This window comes from Winogradskyella sp. ABM4_392 (assembly GCF_056160445.1).
Genome location: NZ_JBSWXE010000001.1, coordinates 953051 through 969575 on the forward strand (window position 1 = coordinate 953051; position 16525 = coordinate 969575).

16 protein-coding genes are annotated in these 16525 nt (G+C 33.7%); 4 read left to right on the top strand and 12 right to left on the bottom strand.

The features are described 5' to 3' along the window. Positions 1 to 130: 130 nt before the first annotated feature. From ACXAFS_RS04145 to ACXAFS_RS04155, 3 genes are all read left to right on the top strand, one after another. The gene (locus ACXAFS_RS04145; RefSeq protein ID WP_475305490.1) at positions 131 to 1138 is read left to right on the top strand and encodes a glycoside hydrolase family 113; all 1008 of its coding nucleotides are present in this window, start codon (positions 131 to 133) and stop codon (positions 1136 to 1138) included. 109 nt (positions 1139 to 1247) lie between these two features. Beyond that, on the top strand, positions 1248 to 2522 hold the full coding sequence (locus ACXAFS_RS04150; protein ID WP_475305491.1) for a POTRA domain-containing protein: 1275 nt from the start codon (positions 1248 to 1250) through the stop codon (positions 2520 to 2522). Between the two features lie 66 nt (positions 2523 to 2588). Further along, positions 2589 to 3317, top strand: a complete 729-nt coding sequence (locus ACXAFS_RS04155; protein ID WP_475305492.1) for a metallophosphoesterase family protein — start codon at positions 2589 to 2591, stop codon at positions 3315 to 3317. Positions 3318 to 3350: 33 nt separating this feature from the next. Here the strand turns inward: ACXAFS_RS04155 and ACXAFS_RS04160 are convergent, their stop codons facing one another. The 10 genes from ACXAFS_RS04160 to ACXAFS_RS04205 form a co-directional block, all read right to left on the bottom strand. Beyond that, positions 3351 to 4970, bottom strand: a complete 1620-nt coding sequence (locus ACXAFS_RS04160) for a carboxypeptidase-like regulatory domain-containing protein (RefSeq protein WP_475305494.1) — start codon at positions 4968 to 4970, stop codon at positions 3351 to 3353. A gap of 147 nt (positions 4971 to 5117) precedes the next feature. Then, positions 5118 to 5825 carry a TIGR04283 family arsenosugar biosynthesis glycosyltransferase gene (locus tag ACXAFS_RS04165; RefSeq protein ID WP_475305495.1) on the bottom strand — a complete coding sequence of 236 codons (708 nt, stop codon included), beginning with the start codon at positions 5823 to 5825 and terminating at the stop codon, positions 5118 to 5120. 33 nt (positions 5826 to 5858) lie between these two features. Next, on the bottom strand, positions 5859 to 6785 hold the full coding sequence (locus ACXAFS_RS04170; RefSeq protein ID WP_475305496.1) for a DUF547 domain-containing protein: 927 nt from the start codon (positions 6783 to 6785) through the stop codon (positions 5859 to 5861). Positions 6786 to 6874: 89 nt separating this feature from the next. Continuing rightward, a complete protein-coding gene (gene arsM / locus ACXAFS_RS04175; protein ID WP_475305497.1) occupies positions 6875 to 7843 on the bottom strand; it encodes an arsenosugar biosynthesis arsenite methyltransferase ArsM in 969 nt (322 codons plus the stop codon). Between the two features lie 74 nt (positions 7844 to 7917). Continuing rightward, entirely contained in the window at positions 7918 to 8730 is an 813-nt protein-coding gene (locus ACXAFS_RS04180) for a purine-nucleoside phosphorylase (protein WP_475305498.1), read from the bottom strand. Then, positions 8723 to 9352, bottom strand: a complete 630-nt coding sequence (locus tag ACXAFS_RS04185) for a TIGR04282 family arsenosugar biosynthesis glycosyltransferase (protein WP_475305499.1) — start codon at positions 9350 to 9352, stop codon at positions 8723 to 8725. The genes ACXAFS_RS04180 and ACXAFS_RS04185 overlap by 8 nt, the downstream gene beginning before the upstream one ends. Beyond that, positions 9345 to 9839 (bottom strand): rhodanese-like domain-containing protein, encoded by a 495-nt coding sequence (locus ACXAFS_RS04190; RefSeq protein ID WP_475305500.1) that lies wholly within the window; start codon positions 9837 to 9839, stop codon positions 9345 to 9347. The genes ACXAFS_RS04185 and ACXAFS_RS04190 overlap by 8 nt, the downstream gene beginning before the upstream one ends. A 32-nt stretch (positions 9840 to 9871) precedes the next feature. Next, positions 9872 to 10927, bottom strand: coding sequence for an arsenosugar biosynthesis radical SAM (seleno)protein ArsS (arsS, locus tag ACXAFS_RS04195; protein ID WP_475305502.1), 1056 nt, complete (start codon positions 10925 to 10927; stop codon positions 9872 to 9874). A gap of 61 nt (positions 10928 to 10988) precedes the next feature. After that, positions 10989 to 11324 carry an arsenosugar biosynthesis-associated peroxidase-like protein gene (locus ACXAFS_RS04200; protein WP_475305503.1) on the bottom strand — a complete coding sequence of 112 codons (336 nt, stop codon included), beginning with the start codon at positions 11322 to 11324 and terminating at the stop codon, positions 10989 to 10991. A 117-nt stretch (positions 11325 to 11441) separates the two neighbouring features. Further along, on the bottom strand, positions 11442 to 11915 hold the full coding sequence (locus tag ACXAFS_RS04205; RefSeq protein WP_475305504.1) for a nucleoside deaminase: 474 nt from the start codon (positions 11913 to 11915) through the stop codon (positions 11442 to 11444). 176 nt (positions 11916 to 12091) lie between these two features. Here ACXAFS_RS04205 and ACXAFS_RS04210 point away from each other — a divergent pair, with 176 nt between their 5' ends. Then, on the top strand, positions 12092 to 14671 hold the full coding sequence (locus ACXAFS_RS04210) for a phosphoenolpyruvate carboxylase (RefSeq protein WP_475305506.1): 2580 nt from the start codon (positions 12092 to 12094) through the stop codon (positions 14669 to 14671). A gap of 96 nt (positions 14672 to 14767) precedes the next feature. Here ACXAFS_RS04210 and ACXAFS_RS04215 read toward each other — a convergent pair whose 3' ends face one another. Both ACXAFS_RS04215 and ACXAFS_RS04220 read right to left on the bottom strand, forming a co-directional pair. Then, positions 14768 to 16063 (bottom strand): ammonium transporter, encoded by a 1296-nt coding sequence (locus tag ACXAFS_RS04215; protein WP_475305507.1) that lies wholly within the window; start codon positions 16061 to 16063, stop codon positions 14768 to 14770. Between the two features lie 4 nt (positions 16064 to 16067). Continuing rightward, the gene (locus ACXAFS_RS04220) at positions 16068 to 16406 is read right to left on the bottom strand and encodes a P-II family nitrogen regulator (protein ID WP_475305508.1); all 339 of its coding nucleotides are present in this window, start codon (positions 16404 to 16406) and stop codon (positions 16068 to 16070) included. Between the last annotated feature and the right edge of the window lie 119 nt (positions 16407 to 16525).

Below are 16525 nucleotides of genomic sequence, written 5' to 3' on the forward strand. Positions count from 1 at the left end.
AGTTGATGCTTAAGTCGCATTTAAAGATAAGACCTTAAAAAATGAATTCAATTTAGAAAGTATTTAAATTAACAATTTCTTGTAAGGTGTTGTGTTTTATTAAGACGTGGCTTTTCTTTATTTTTATGATATGAGAATAGTAGTTGTTTTTTTGGTAGTTTTGATTTTTGGGTGTTCTGCAGCACCTTATAAACCAAGTAAAATTAATGGAGTAAGCTTTGTTGCTGCGAGAGATATTGTGGATAGTACGCATGTAGCACCAGTAGTTAAGGTCAATGCAAATTATGCAGCAATCATGCCCTTTGGATTTATAAAAAACCTTGAGCATCCCGAAATTATTCACAACACAGACAGACAATGGTTTGGTGAAACCAGAGCAGGAGCAGAGCAATACATTTCTGAATTACGAAAAGCGAACATCAATGTGATGATTAAACCACAGCTATGGGTTTGGAAAGGTGAGTTTACAGGTGAAATAATGATGACAACTGAAACGGACTGGAAAGCTTTAGAAGATTCTTACACAAGTTTTATTTTAGAATATGCAGATTTGGCAGAAAAGGTCAATGCAGAGATATTTTGTATAGGTACAGAGTTAGAGTTATTTGTAAAATTTAGACCAACATATTGGTCTCAATTGATAGAAAAGATAAAAACAATCTATAAAGGAAAATTAACCTATGCAGCCAATTGGAATGAGTTTGCCAAAACACCTTTCTGGGACCAATTAGATTATATTGGTATTGACGCTTATTTTCCACTTAGCGACAAGAAAACACCTACTTATGAGGATTGTTTAAAAGGTTGGAAATCTCATAAACCAATTATAGAAAAACTTTCTAAGCAACAAGATCGACCAATTTTGTTTACTGAATATGGTTACAGAAGTGTCGATTATTCTGGTAGACAACCTTGGGTGTCAGATTATACCATGAGAGATGTAAATCTTGAAGCGCAAGTAAATACTACTAAAGCATTACTAGACACCTTTTGGTACGAAGACTGGTTTGCAGGAGGTTTTGTTTGGAAATGGTTTATTATGCACAATGAAGTTGGTGGACATGATAACCCTATGTTTACACCGCAAAATAAGCCAGTAGAGGCTGTGCTTTCCGATACATATGCTCAATTTAAATAGAAAAGCATTAATTAAACTTGTAATGTAAATTGTTAGGGTTCGTCTAAATCTTATAAAAAAGCAATGATGAACCAACCTAATTTACCATTAGGTATTTATGTAATCAACAATGAACATTAAATGTTTTAGGTTAGCTATAGTTCTGTTAATTGGTCAATTAAGTATAGCTCAAAATACCATTTCAGAGATTCAAATAGAAGGTAATAAAAGAACTAAAACCAGTTTTTTAAAACGGTTGGCTTATGTGAAAGTTGGAAGTGATCTAGATTCCATAGATATAGCATCAGATGTAAGACGATTTAGACTCCTGCCTTCTGTTGCCAGTGCGTCGTTTACCACTGAAAAATTAGACAACAATACTTATAAGCTTACGTATAAGGTAGTAGAGAATTTTGCAATAATTCCAAGTCTCAATGTTTCTCAAGATGTAAATGAAGATTTGGCATACAGACTATCACTCTTCGATTTTAATCTGTTTGGGCAAAATCAAATTATTGGTGGTTTTTACAGTAAAAATGTATTTGATTCTTATGGTGTGTTTTGGGAAGCACCAAACCTATTTACACGAAAATGGGGAATTGGACTCAATTATCAGAACAACGTTTTGCAACAGCCTATATTTTTTGAAGATGAGCGCGATGTTAATTACAAGTTCAACGCAAGAGCTTTTGAGTTTAGGGTTTTTTATGAGCATAATTTTAACAACAGGATTGAGCTTGGTTTCAATATAGCTAATGAGGACTATGATTATCTAGAAGGTAACTTGCCTTCTGATATACCAGAACATCTTAGCCTAAATCGTTTTTCAATTGTAGGTGAGTATGAATATAATAACATAACGAACGAGTATCAGTATGTTGAAGGTTTTAGAAGTGTATTCACATTTAATTTAACAGCTTCAGCAGAAGGGAATACAGAGTTGCTTAAAAACTTTTTTATTGGTAGAAATGATTTTGAATACTTTAAACGCATTGGAGATAAAGGTAATTGGGCAAACCGTTTGAGACTAGGTTATGCTACCAATGATACTACACCGTTTGCACCCTTTGCATTAGATAATCAGCTAAACATTAGAGGTGTTGGTAATGTTATTGATAGAGGTACAGCATCAATAGTGTTAAACACAGAATATAGACATACAGTTTTTGAAAAAGGCTGGTTTGCCTTACAAACCAATGCTTTTATAGACGCTGGTACTTGGCAAGATCCAGGTGGCGAATTAGAAGATCTAGTACAAGGTAATAACACAAGTTTATTTACGGGTTTAGGTTTGCGGTTTATACACAAGCGTATTTTTAATGCTGTTTTTAGGATTGATTATGGCATAAGTCTTGGGGACAAAGCTAATAATGGTGTGGTTTTTGGGATAGGGCAGTATTTTTAACTATAATTTAATCGAAGAAAAATCATACATTCTTTCAATCTATTAGTTTTGTATAAAAAGAATTAAATGCGAACACTTGCTATTGGTGATATTCATGGAGGACTTAAAGCCTTAACACAAGTTTTAGAGAGATCAGAAGTAACACCAAATGATCGACTGATTTTTTTGGGAGATTATGTAGATGGTTGGAGTGAATCTGCTCAGGTTATTGATTATCTCATAGAGCTTTCTTTATATAAGAATTGCATCTTTATAAAAGGAAACCACGATGTTTGGTGCGAACAATGGTTAGCAGAAGGTAGTGTTAATGATGTTTGGTATGTGCACGGTGGAAAAGAAACTATGAAAAGTTATGAGGGCTTTTCAAAAACACAAAAACAAGCACATCTCGCTTTCTTTGAAGCTATGCCACTATACCATATAGATGATGAAAATCGTTTGTTTTTGCATGCTGGTTTTACATCCATGCATGGTGTGCGAAAAGAAATTCACAGAGAAGCATTTTATTACGACAGAACACTTTGGGAAATGGCGCTAAGCTTGGATAAGCGTATCCAACAAGATTCAGAATTATTCCCTAATCGACTTAAACATTATAAAGAAATTTATATTGGGCATACACCAACAACTAGATTTCATAAATACCATCCTATGCAAGCTGCAAACGTATGGAATGTAGATACAGGTGCTGCTTTTACAGGTATACTATCTGCGATGGATATAGATACAAAGGAAGTGTTTCAGAGTGATACACTAATGCATTTGTATCCTAATGAAATGGGAAGGAATAAATAGTAAAAAGTCATCCTCAGATTCGAGTAATATAGGTTAATCCTTTAAATTTCTATACTTTTTATCCATTAAAGGTGTGTTTAGCCAGTATTGATCTTTATCTGTAAACTCATTTAAGAAAGAGTTCTTAATTGGTAGGTTTTTGTCCATAACAACTATCCCGTCAGATGTGGATTTATCTACATTAATTTGCTGCACAAAGAATTCTCTAAATTGATCACCTTTCACTGTTTCATGCTGGTAAATCTCTCTTCCTATAACATCTTTTATACGTTTAAGTTTATAACTCAATTGATCAATATTTTCGGAGTTTATGTCTATCAGTGATCCGTCATAACTTTCAACCTTAATTTTAAAGACTCTGCCAGATTCCTTATCAATGTCAATAGTTTTTAGACTTTTTCCTTTAAATTTAAATCGAAAATTTTTCGGGATTATGGTGCGCATGTCCAAATAAGCCTTAGTGTTGTTAAAAGTGATGTAAAAAGTCTGTTCTGCTTTGTCAAATTCCACTTTCTCCTCGCGGAGAACGTACTTGCCACCTATTTCAAACGAATTATTAAACGTTATATAATTAAGATACATCTTATCATTTTGCCTCAAATACTCTAAGTTTACATTGTAAAGTGGTTTTTTTGATTCTGGAGGGTGAACTAAATAATTAAATCTATGGATCGAAAAATCAACAAGTGAGATAAATATAGAACCTTTAACGTAGTCATTATTCTTATTGCGTCCAGTTTTTAGTCCATAAAGGCTGTTGTCATGAGGTTTAGCTTTTTTGAATTCTATTAATATCAATGGTTCATTATTTAAGAATATAATTTTACCCTTGCTAAATTTATGTAGTTGGGTAAAATCTGTATCCATACGATATACATAAGAAAATGAATTTATATTGTAGTTTCGTATAGGATTGTGAATGTTTAATATGGTATATTCATTACCACCGCGCGGCAGAATTTGGGAATGTTTGATGTATTTAGTTACTCCATCATAAGCCTTTGTTAGTGAGGGGTCTATTGTGAAATTTTGGTTTTGACTAAAACTGTAAACTGCAGAAGAAACATCATCAATATCTAGAAAGCTTGAGTTAATACCCTTGTCAAAAGTTTCTAAAATACCTTCGTTTAAGTTAATAAATTTATTATTAATTAGTTGATAGTCTCTATAATAACCAATGTAAGAATGGGGTTTGTCACTCAGATTTTTTGGGATTTCTCTAATGGCTTTTAGAACTATTTCTTTAGCAGATAATTTTTTGTTTTTTTTAATTATTTCTTCTGGGTTTACCTCAATGTTTTTTACCTTGTTTTTCACACTAATAAAAACAGGATCTAACGCTTCAATCTGAGTTTTCAACTTTATAATGTTAAGATTTTCTTGGTTCAATTCAATGAGAGGAATTTCTTTGGCCTCATAACCAATCGAAGTAATTACTATAACACTATTTTTGAATTGTAAAGGAATTCTAAATTCGCCGTTATAATCTGCAATTACACCTTGATTAGAATTCTTTAATCTAACTGTAGCAAAGGATATTGGCTCAGAGGTTTCAGTATCTATTATTCTAGCTAGAATTTCTCCAGAGTTTTGAGCGGATACAAATTGGAAGGATAAGAGCCAGAATGAGATAAAGACAACTAGAAATTTCATAATTTTTTTGATTAACAGCAATAATATTTTCTTTGCCATTTTAAAGATACCTATAGACTTTATAAATTGCAATAACTCTCCACTAAACTTAAATCAAACATTTAAAGTTACCTATTTAATTTAGAAGAATTTAATTTGAAGTAAGTATTAGCCAGCTTGTGTTTTGGATATATTCTTCTTGTAGTAAGCCAACATCTCATCAGCAGAAGCACCAAGCCAGTTTTTAATATGTATGGTCCAGAAGTGATATTGAAGTTTCCAGATACCGACTTTTTTGTAAAGCCGTGCTGAAGTTTTAATTTTCTTATTGATGACAGTAAATTGACGACGTTTGTACAATTCACCAATTAAGATGTTGTCTTCGTAAATAATATAGTTTTCATTGTAACCACCAATTGTATCAAATAATGACTTGGTGATAAACAAACTCTGATCACCACCACGACAGGCTTTTAAGTTAAACTGCGTCAGCCATCCAGCAAGTCTTAGCCACCAATGACTACTATCAAATTCCATTCTAAAACAACCAGCTTCATGACCATTTTTTACTTTGTCGATAATGAACTTATCGAAGTTTTTAGGAGGAAAAGTATCAGCATGTAAGAAGTAAAGAATTTTTCCGGTTGAAGCTTTTGCGCCAATATTCATTTGTTTTGCACGACCTTTTGGTGAAGAAATAAGTTTTACGTTAGTTCGCGTAAAATCCTTTACAGTTTCGATTGTTCCATCAGTACTTCCTCCATCAACCACGATGATTTCTGAAATGTTTTCAGATAATGAATTCTCGGTAAGATGTAGTAATAGTTTACCAATGTTATTGACTTCGTTCAATACAGGTATTATAATGCTAATCATACTTCTACTAACGGAATATTTAAGATTAAGGTTTTAATCATTCAAATCCCAACTGTAATTTTTATAACTCTTTTTCGCCTTTTCAGAAATGGTAATATCGCTATAGCGATTTAAAAAATCAATAAGACTACCGTCTTGTTCAAAATCTTTCTTAAACCATTTAAATATTTTAGATAGCTTAAGTTCGTTTTCAGAGATTTCGTTTTTTGTTGTATCAGAAAGAAATTCTTTAGTCGCTCTAGTTAATTGCTCGTCTAAATTGCTTGCGGTAAATGCTTCATTCTGAAGCTTAGGACAAGATTCTGAAGCACAAACAATTGCAAAGTGAATACGTGGTTCATTCATTTTACGAAGAATGTTATGTTCAATATCATTAAGGTTCAGCCACTTATCACCAAATTTCCAAAGTCTTTGGTTCCAAGGGTCTTTGATGTCTTTAATACTTTTTAATGGGTAATTTCTAATAATTAAATCTATAGTTAAGGCATTATAAGCGTTAATCCAGTAAGCTAATTTATCTTCCTTGGGCCAATTACCTGTAGGTGTTTTTATTGTCAGAGAATCAATGTAAGACCTAAATTGTCTTGAATTACTTTTAAAACCCGAATAGTTGACATTACTATTTTTATTTACATGTCTTTCTAAAAGTTCTTGCCAGATGATATGACTAAAAGATTCAAAAGTTGTATCGTGTTCAATTATTGGTTCTTCAGATGTGATTGTGTTGGCTTCTTCTTGATTATTTACTTCAGTAGTAGTATTTTTTGTATTATCAAGAATCTCAATTATTTCAAGAATTTCTCCATTATCATTTTTTGATTCCGAAATTTCACCAACATTTGGTGTTTTCGAAACAACAGCAATCTCTTTTGTCTGTTTTGGTTGCACTTCGATAACTTTTTTTGTGCCACAACAAGAGATTACTGAAAAGCTGAATAATAATAGAAAAAGATATTTCATGCTTTATGTTAATTTAATAGTAATGTTGTCTGAAATCAACAGCAATCCTTACTTGATCTTTTTGGAATTTTAGAAAAAATTCCTATGCTTTAGCAACATCCACCACCATCATAGTGGTAAGTAGATTCGCTAATAAAAATATCATCTCTTCCCAAGGCAGCAAGAGCTCCAGCAGTTTTGTCGCAAACAGCTAAAGGTTGGTTTTTTAATAATACGTGTCCTGCTTTATCATCAAAATAATCATCTTCTCCATAATAGATGGCAGCTTTCCCAGTAAAAATACATGGTCCATCTGCTGGCATAGGATCTTTTATAGCAGCCACTTCAATAGACTCTATGTAGATTAATTCATCAGTCGGATAATGTTTAGGGTCTAAAATTCGGTAGGGTTTACGTGCTCTAATTTCAATAGTGCCAAAGCCAGCGTCTGTAAGTGCTTTTACATAGTCGGCAATTGGCAGGCTACCACTTAAGCAAAGTGCTCTTAAACGTTCATCATTTCGTAAGTCATCATTCATAGGTTGCTCGCAAGTGGGATCGCTCATTACTAAACGTCCATGAGGTTTCAATACACGATACATTTCTGCAATGGCTTTCTTTAGATCTTCAGCCTTAAAAATATTGAACAAACAATTTTGAGCAGCGACATCAATGCTATTATCCTCAACAGGAAGATTCATAGCATCACCTTTTTTAAGATCAACAAATTCAGATTTAAACCAATCGTTTTGTTCTTCTGCAATTTTGAAGTTTTTACGAGAAGCCTCTAACATTTCATCAACAACATCAACTCCAATAACACCTCTTTTTTGTCTGCTGAAATATGCAAATTGAAGCAGTTCCATACCACCACCAACACCAACATAAAGTGTTTTAGGATTGTTGGTTAAATCGCGTGCATGCACTGTTGAACCACAACCGTAGTTCATTTCTTGCATAATTCTTGGAATTTTTAATCCTGGTAGTTCCCAAATAGGATTTGTGGTACAGCATAACCCAACATCTGGTGTTAGTGCAGCTTCTTTATAAACGTCTTTTGTGGTTTCTAGATAACTCATTTTTTTAAGTGTAAAAGTGTAAAGTAATTGGTGTAAAGTAAGTGCGTGTGAGACTCCACACTTAATACTTTACACTATATACTTTTAATTAATTCTTTAAATAATGTAATCATATCAGGTTCTGCTTTGTTGGCCATGGAGATAATCTCTGCAATATCCACTGGCTTTAAATTATCTGGATCACATTCATCTGTCAATACAGATACAGCAGCAGCTTTTAAGTTAAGATGATTAGCTACAATAATCTCTGGAACAGTACTCATGCCAACTGCATCTGCTCCAATAATTTTTAGCATTCGGTATTCAGCACGAGTTTCAAGTTGAGGACCAACAACAGAAGCGTACACACCCTTGTGAAGTGTAATGTTGTGTTTTGCAGCTATACTTTCAAATTTTGAAATAATTTCTGCATCATAAGGCGCGCTCATATCGGCAAAACGCTCTCCTAATTCTGAAACTCCTTTAAACGCCAAAGGAGAACTTCCTTGTAAATTGATATGGTCGTCAATTACCATTAATTCACCTTTTTTGAAATCTAAATTAACTGCACCAGCAGCATTGGAAACTAAGAGTGTTTTAATGCCTAGTTTTTCCATTATTCTTACTGGAAATGTCACATCCTGAAGTGTGTAGCCTTCATAAACATGAAAACGGCCTTGCATTACCACAACTTTTTTACCTTCTAGTGTGCCGTAAATGAGTTTTCCTTTATGAAATTCAACGGTTGCCGTTGGGAAATTTGGAATATGATTGTAGCTAGCCTGAGCTATAATATCTATTTCATTGATTAATTGTCCTAGTCCTGTGCCTAGGATGATACCCACTTCTGGATTATCAAAACCTTTTGATTGAAGGTATTCTGTGCTTTCTGTTATTTGTTTAATCATTAAGCTGTTGTATTTTTTCTTGTAATTTTTGATTGTTTTTATAAAAGTTTGAAGTTATCAAATCTTCATAAGTATCAATATCATTTAAGGTCTCTAAAATACTGACAGAAATATTGAGATTATGTAACTCTTGTAACGTAGTTTGAAGCAGATGAGGTTGACTCCATGGTTTGTTTTTGAATATTTCTGGAATCGAATGCTGTAATCCTATAAGGTAATAACCACCATCCTCTGCAGGACCAAAAGTTGCTTTGCTTTCTTTTAATGCATTTAAACCATTTTCAATATGTTTAACGCTGATATTTGGTAGGTCAGATCCGATGAGAACAATATTTTTGTACCCATCATTAAAACCGTCTTTAAAAGCATTGTACATCCTTTCTCCCAAATCAGAGCCTTGTTGTTTGTACTTCGGAAAGTTTATCCATTCGTTAGCATCTATTTCTTTAGAGAAGTATATGCGCGCATCAGATTTTATTTCTGAAATAGCTTGTTTGGTGATTTTCAAAAGTTCTTTATATACCTCAAGAGCACCAAAATCTCCTATAGTTTTTGCTAATCTGGTTTTTACAGAACCTAATGTTGTGTTTTTTACAAACACTATGACGAGCGTTTTAGTCATAAATTTTAATGCCTTTTAAGAGCCATTGACTCCATTCTTTAGAAAATACATGAACATTTTCAGTGGTCTCATTGTTGAGATTGTAAACTTTAAAGTCGTTATTTTTCCATTCAAAAATACCGCCAAATAGATTGTAAACATTCGTGTAGCCTTCATTTTTGAGTTGTTCCGCGATATCTTCAGATCTAATTCCCAAAGAACAGTACACAACAATCATTTGGTCTTTGTTGTTGAGTTGTTCAGTGGTGTTTTTTAGATTGAATTCTTCATAACCAACATGTATGGCGTCTTTTAGATGGCTAACCTCATATTCTCTAAGTTCTCTTGCATCTAAAAGAAAGGCATCGGTTTTTGGCATTGCCAACTCTTGAACAGAAATGTATGGTACACTTTCGTTATTGTATTTTTTTAATAATTCTGAAAGGGATTCTTGAGCAGATAAAATCCCTGAGAAAATGAATAAGATGTATATAATTTTCTTTTTCATAGTTATAAAATTCCTACTCACGTAGGAATATGTTACGCCACAGTACCTTGACAACTACTGCCAGCACCAGCAGTACAGCCATAGCAATGCTGCGAAATGACGATGTTTCTTCCCTCTAATAGTTCTTCATTATATTCAGAAATATGCTTCACTTTACTATTTACAGGTAATTCTAGCATTTGATTAAAATCACAATCGTATAAATAGCCATCCCAACTTACAGAGAGCGTGTTGGTGCACATTACGTTGGCAACAGCAGCAGGATTGTAAGCTTCAACCAATTGATACATATAATCTTCATAATTTTCTGAAGCAATGAGATAATCTAAAAATCTACTTATGGGAAGATTAGTAATGGCAAACAAATTATGAAATTGAATGCCAAAATCTTCCATCAATGCCTTTTTAAAATCCTTTTCCATTGAAGCTTGGTTACCAGGCAAAAAAGCGCCTGAAGGATTATAAACCAAATCTAACCGTAAGTTGCTGTCTGGCATGCCATAACCAACAGCGTTAAGCTCTTGTAATGCTTTAATTGATTTATCAAAAACACCATCACCTCTTTGTTTGTCTGTTTTTCCACGTGTCCAATGTGGCATAGAACTTACAACGTGTACATTGTGCTTTTTGAAAAACTCCGGCAAGTCGTAATACTTTTTATTAGCTCTAATAATGGTAAGATTAGAACGTACTATAAAATCTTTTATGCCTGCTTTTGCTGCTTCCTCAACAAACCATCTAAAATTAGGATTCATTTCTGGTGCTCCTCCTGTTAAGTCTAGCGTGTGTGCTCCAGTATTTTTAATGACTTCTAAACACTGTTCCATGGTCGCTTTAGTCATTATTTCTTTGCGATCTGGTCCTGCGTCTACATGGCAATGTTCACAAACTTGATTGCACATATAGCCAACGTTAATCTGAAGAATTTCTAAGGTTTTTGCTTTTAGTGGAAACTGATTGGTTTCAGCAATTTTATCTTTAAAAGTAGGTAATTCACCATTTTTAAAAATACCATTAGAAAGAATCTCTAACTGTTTTTTGCTTTGGGCTAATGCGTTTTCGCGTTTATGTAAAGATTTGGTAGCCATTAATTATTTTATCTTTTATATATCTACGAGAATAAGAGTTTAGGAGTTTTGTTTTTAGATTTTATCCGTCTAACTTATTAACTTTATTCATCATTTGTACACCATGAACTAAAGATGCGCCACCTCTAATAGCACCAGCTACATGTAATGCTTCCATCATTTCTTCTTTGGTGATACCTCTTTGTAAACCATCGCCAGTGTAAGCATCAATACAATATGGACATTGAATAGTGTGTGCTACTGCAAGTGCGATTAATGATTTTTCTCTCTCTGAAAGTGACCCTTCCTTAAAAACAGAATTGTAATACTCAAAAAATTTACTTCCGAGTTCTTCGTTCCAATCAGAAATTTTCCCAAATTTTCTTAAATCGGCTGGATCGTAATAAGTTTTAGACATTTAAAATGGTTTTAAAATTGTACGAAAAATCAATATAGCACTTTTTGTCGAGGTTAATTATTAAAGATTACAGAAAACGAGTAAAAAAAAACGACAAAGGTTTAAACTTGTAGTTAATCAATATTCTGTTTTGTCTTCCTTTTCCTCCCATTCTTTAAAGGGTTTAATAGCAATCTCTGGCGCTAGTTGTTCAAACGGAATACTTCTTTTGTTATATGGTAATGGGATTTCCTTGTATATAAATTCATCATCAAATCCTATGTGTGCTGCATCTGCTTGGTTGCTTCCGTAATACACCTTATCTGGTCTTGCCCAATAAATCGCTCCCAAACACATTGGACAGGGTTCACATGATGTGTAAATTTCACAGCCTTCCAACTGAAAAGAATTTAAGTTTTTGCAGGCGTCTCTAATTGCCGTAACCTCTGCGTGAGCAGTTGGGTCATTGGTTGAGGTAACCTTGTTGTTGCCTCTGCCTATTATTTTTCCATCCTTTACAATTACACAGCCAAAGGGACCACCTTCATTACTGTGCATTCCTTTTAAAGCAGCATTTACAGCTTCTAGCATAAATTTTTCTTTCTCTGTCATAAGTCAGTCTATCGATAATATTGTTTACGATGTAAAAATAAGTAATGCATATGTTGAATAACAATTATTTAATGACTAAAAGTTGGTATTCGCTTTAGCATTACATCTAAAAATAATATCTTTAATCTTCAATAATTCACCAAAGAAATTGTTGTTTAAAATTTAACCAAAATCATATGCACACTGAGCCAAAATTAGCACGTTTCAACCAAAATGTGTTATCTAAATATCAGATTTATAATAGTATATTTATGACGCTTCCTTTTGATACATTATCAAAAACCGTAGCGTTACTGCCATTATTTTATGAAACTTGTAAGTTAGGTTTTGAAGAAAAAAATGACCCAACGACTATAGTAAACAGCTTTTTTGAAAAATACCAAAGTCAGCTGAATGAAAAAGGACAGATAGATTTATTGTTTCGTTTCATTCAATATATAGAGCGTCAGGTTGTGTTATTTGATGCTGTAGAGGATGCAGCATTTTCGATTGTAAATAATATGGAAGGTGTTGGTTCTTTAAGAAGCTTAAAAGAAAATGCAACCGCTCAGCATAAAAAGGAGTTGCTAAAGCAGTATTTAGAATCTTTTAATGTTCGAATTGTTTTAACAGCGCACCCTACGCAGTTTTATCCAGGTGCTGTTTTAGGTATTATAACAGATTTAGCCGAAGCAATAAAGACTGATAATTTGACCGAAATTAGTGAGCTATTAGGGCAGCTTGGTAAAACCCCATTCTTTAAAGATCACAAGCCAACTCCATATGATGAGGCCGTTAACCTAATTTGGTACTTAAAAAATGTTTTCTACCATTCATTTGGCAGTATTTATGATTATGTTCAGCAGAACATTTTTGATTATCAAGACATCAATAATTCTATTGTAAATATTGGTTTTTGGCCTGGTGGAGATAGAGATGGAAATCCGTTTGTAACGCCTCAAATTACGCTTAATGTTGCTAAGAAATTAAAGGAGTCGATTATAAAGAATTACATTAAGGATATAAAATTCTTAAGGAGGCGATTGACTTTTAGAGGCATTAGGGAACATATTATTGATGTGAACCATAAGCTTCATAACACATTATTAAATAGGGAAAATCAAATTACCCTTGAAGAATTAAAGACAGCTTTGAATGAGATGAGAACACGACTCATTGAAGATCATCAATCTTTGTATTTAGACAAAGTAACTTCAATGATTAATAAGACCGCTTTGTTTGGTTATCATTTTGCAAGTTTAGATATACGACAAGATAGTCGTGTTCATGATAAAATGTTTAGGTCGCTTGTGGGTGAATTAATTGATAATGGAAGTGAATTGTTTCCAAAGAATTTCTTTGAATTATCAGAGGATGACCAAAAATTACATTTGGCATCTATAAAAGGTGCTATTGGTGAAATAGAATTTAATGAAGAGCTTTCTCAGGATATAGTAGAAACAATAAGAGCCATGAAATCCATACAAGAGACTAATGGAGAAATAGCTTGTAGTCGTTATATTATCAGTAATAATCAAACCACATTGAATGTGTTGCAACTCTTTGCTATGCTAAAAATTGTGGCATTTCATGAGGAATTAACTGCAGATGTGGTGCCGCTGTTTGAGACTGTAACTGATTTAATTGCTGCACCAAAAGTCATGGAGGAGTTGTACACAAATCCGCATTATCGTGCACATTTAGAAAACAGAAATAACAGACAATCCATAATGCTAGGATTTAGTGATGGTACCAAGGATGGTGGTTATCTTATGGCTAACTGGGCGATTTTTAAGGCTAAGGAAGCTTTAACAACGTTGTCTAGACAATATGATATCGATGTTATTTTCTTTGATGGTAGAGGCGGACCACCTGCTCGTGGAGGTGGAAAAACACATCAGTTTTATGCGTCTTTAGGTCCAACTATTGAGGATAAGGAAATTCAGTTGACAATCCAAGGGCAGACGATTAGCTCAAACTTTGGTACTCTTGAGTCATCACAATACAATATGGAGCAGCTTATTAGTTCAGGTATTATGAATCGTCTTAATGATAAGAATACTGAAATGGCTCCAGAAGATAAAGCAGTTATGAATCACCTCGCTGAGTTGAGTTATCAGACTTATGTAGATTTTAAAGGGCATCCTAAATTCTTGCCTTACTTAGAGCATATGAGTACGTTAAAGTATTATGCTAAGACAAACATTGGTAGTAGACCTTCAAAGCGAGGTAAGTCTGAAGGTTTAGATTTTAATGATCTTAGAGCGATTCCTTTTGTAGGTTCTTGGAGTCAATTAAAGCAAAATGTACCTGGATTCTTTGGTGTGGGTACAGCTTTAAAGCATTATGAGGATAAAGGTGAATTTGAAAAGGTTCAGCATTTGTATAAAGAATCACGATTTTTTAGAACCTTAATTGCTAATAGTATGATGTCGTTGTCTAAGTCGTTTTTTGACTTAACACGTTATATGGCAGATGATCCTGAATATGGGGAGTTCTGGAAATTGATTTACAAAGAATACGAAACTACAAAACGTCTTATTTTGAAACTTACAGGTTTTAGTGAATTAATGGAAAATGAGCCTGTTGCAAAAGCTTCAATTGCAGTTAGAGAATCTATAGTGTTGCCGTTGTTAACAATTCAGCAATATGCATTAAAGAAGGTGCAGGAATTAAAAAATGCAGATCAGAAGGATGAAGCTAAGATTGCAGTATTCGAAAAGATGGTAACAAGATCCTTATTCGGAAATATTAATGCAAGTAGAAATTCTGCATAAAAAAAGCAGACAGAAAAATTTATAAAACAAAATACCCTCTAACTAATTTTTAGAGGGTATTTTTTACAATTTAAATTAAAACAGGTTATATAACGATTAATGTTCGTTCAATCTAAAATCTGGATAAGCATCCATGCCGTGTTCGTGTGCATCAAGGCCTTCTAATTCTTCAAGTTCAGAAACTCTTATACCTACCGTTTTCTTTAAAGTGAAAATGATTAAAAATGAAGACGTAAGGCAGATGGCAGCATAAGCTAATACGCCATAAAGTTGCGGTAAGAATGATAGTTCATTTGCAGCTTCTAGTGTAGAAGCTACTATATTACCGTTTGCATTTAAAAAATCACCAGCTTCATTAGTTAATGGTTTAAAACCAAAAATTCCAACCGCTAAAGTTCCCCAAATACCACATACAAGATGTACAGCTATAGCTCCAACTGGGTCGTCCAGTTTAAGTTTGTCAATAAAACTAACTGCTAGTACAATAATAATTCCGGATACAGCACCAATGATAATAGCATCAGTTGGACTCATAACATCGGCTCCTGCTGTGATACCAACTAGTCCACCAAGTATACCATTCAAAAACATAGTGAGGTCTAGGTTTTTATACATAATTGTAGAGGTTATGGCTGAAAAAACTCCACCAGCTGCTGCGGCAAGACAAGTGGTTACTAAAGTTAATGATGTCGCTTCTGGATCTGCAGAAAGTACAGAGCCACCATTAAATCCAAACCAGCCTAACCATAGGATTAATACTCCTGCAGTTGCAATAGGTATGTTGTGGCCAGGTATAGCTTGTAGTTTTCCGTCTTTAAATTTTCCGATTCTTGCACCTAATAAACAGACAGCAACTAGGGCAGCCCAGCCACCAACAGAGTGTACAAGAGTTGAGCCTGCAAAATCATGAAATCCTAGTTTGTCTAAAAATCCGCCTCCCCATTTCCAAGAGCCAGCGATAGGGTAAATCAACCCTACATATAAAACTGTAAAAACCATAAAAGGACCAATCTTAATGCGTTCTGCAACCGCTCCAGAAACTATAGTAGCTGCAGTTGCGGCAAACATGCCTTGAAATAAAAAATCTGTCCAATAGGTGTAACCTTCATTGTAAGTTAAGTCTAAAGTACCAGAATCTGTCAATGGTGCATCTAGTCCGAAACCAGAGAATCCTATGAAACCATTAAACTCGCCAGGATACATAAGGTTGAAACCTGCAATGTAGTAAAGCAGTAGGCCAGAAGTAATGATAAAAATGTTTTTGAATAATATGTTTAAGGTGTTTTTTTGACGTGTTAATCCTATTTCTAAGAAAGCAAACCCAAGATGCATAAAGAAAACTAGGGCAGTGCAAATCATCATCCAAACATTGTTTGTAGTAAATAATTCCATTGTTTTAGTTTAAAGTTTGACCACCTTTTTCTCCCGTTCGTATTCTGTAGCATTCTTTTATGTCTGATACGAAGATTTTACCGTCACCAACTTCGCCAGTTGAAGCAGATTCTAAAATGGCTTTAATGGTTACTTCTTCAAAATCGTCATTTACTACAATAGATAGGTATCGTCTTTGTATATCACTTGTACTATAGGAAACACCTCTGTAAACATGGCCTTCTTTTTCGTTGCCAAGACCTGTAACGTCCCAATAAGAGAAGAAATTTACACCAACATCATGCAGTGCGCTTTTAACAGCCGAAAATTTGGATTTTCTAATAATGGCTTCAACTTTTTTCATTAAAATAAATTTTGATTTACGTTCAAATTTATAACAAATAAAAATATAACCCCTAAATTTTTAGGGGTCATTATATATAATTACGATAAAATCAATTTTTAACCCTAAAAATTAAAGGG

Coding starts and splice junctions, on each gene's coding strand:
- ACXAFS_RS04210 (WP_475305506.1), top strand. CDS start 12,092: ATGCACACTGAGCCAAAATTAGCACGTTTCAACCAAAATGTGTTATCT.
- ACXAFS_RS04160 (WP_475305494.1), bottom strand. CDS start 4,970: ATGAAATTTCTAGTTGTCTTTATCTCATTCTGGCTCTTATCCTTCCAA.
- ACXAFS_RS04170 (WP_475305496.1), bottom strand. CDS start 6,785: ATGAAATATCTTTTTCTATTATTATTCAGCTTTTCAGTAATCTCTTGT.
- ACXAFS_RS04215 (WP_475305507.1), bottom strand. CDS start 16,063: ATGGAATTATTTACTACAAACAATGTTTGGATGATGATTTGCACTGCC.
- ACXAFS_RS04200 (WP_475305503.1), bottom strand. CDS start 11,324: ATGTCTAAAACTTATTACGATCCAGCCGATTTAAGAAAATTTGGGAAA.
- ACXAFS_RS04185 (WP_475305499.1), bottom strand. CDS start 9,352: ATGACTAAAACGCTCGTCATAGTGTTTGTAAAAAACACAACATTAGGT.
- ACXAFS_RS04220 (WP_475305508.1), bottom strand. CDS start 16,406: ATGAAAAAAGTTGAAGCCATTATTAGAAAATCCAAATTTTCGGCTGTT.
- ACXAFS_RS04150 (WP_475305491.1), top strand. CDS start 1,248: ATGAACATTAAATGTTTTAGGTTAGCTATAGTTCTGTTAATTGGTCAA.
- arsS (WP_475305502.1), bottom strand. CDS start 10,927: ATGGCTACCAAATCTTTACATAAACGCGAAAACGCATTAGCCCAAAGC.
- ACXAFS_RS04205 (WP_475305504.1), bottom strand. CDS start 11,915: ATGACAGAGAAAGAAAAATTTATGCTAGAAGCTGTAAATGCTGCTTTA.
- ACXAFS_RS04180 (WP_475305498.1), bottom strand. CDS start 8,730: ATGATTAAACAAATAACAGAAAGCACAGAATACCTTCAATCAAAAGGT.
- ACXAFS_RS04145 (WP_475305490.1), top strand. CDS start 131: ATGAGAATAGTAGTTGTTTTTTTGGTAGTTTTGATTTTTGGGTGTTCT.
- ACXAFS_RS04165 (WP_475305495.1), bottom strand. CDS start 5,825: ATGATTAGCATTATAATACCTGTATTGAACGAAGTCAATAACATTGGT.
- ACXAFS_RS04190 (WP_475305500.1), bottom strand. CDS start 9,839: ATGAAAAAGAAAATTATATACATCTTATTCATTTTCTCAGGGATTTTA.
- arsM (WP_475305497.1), bottom strand. CDS start 7,843: ATGAGTTATCTAGAAACCACAAAAGACGTTTATAAAGAAGCTGCACTA.
- ACXAFS_RS04155 (WP_475305492.1), top strand. CDS start 2,589: ATGCGAACACTTGCTATTGGTGATATTCATGGAGGACTTAAAGCCTTA.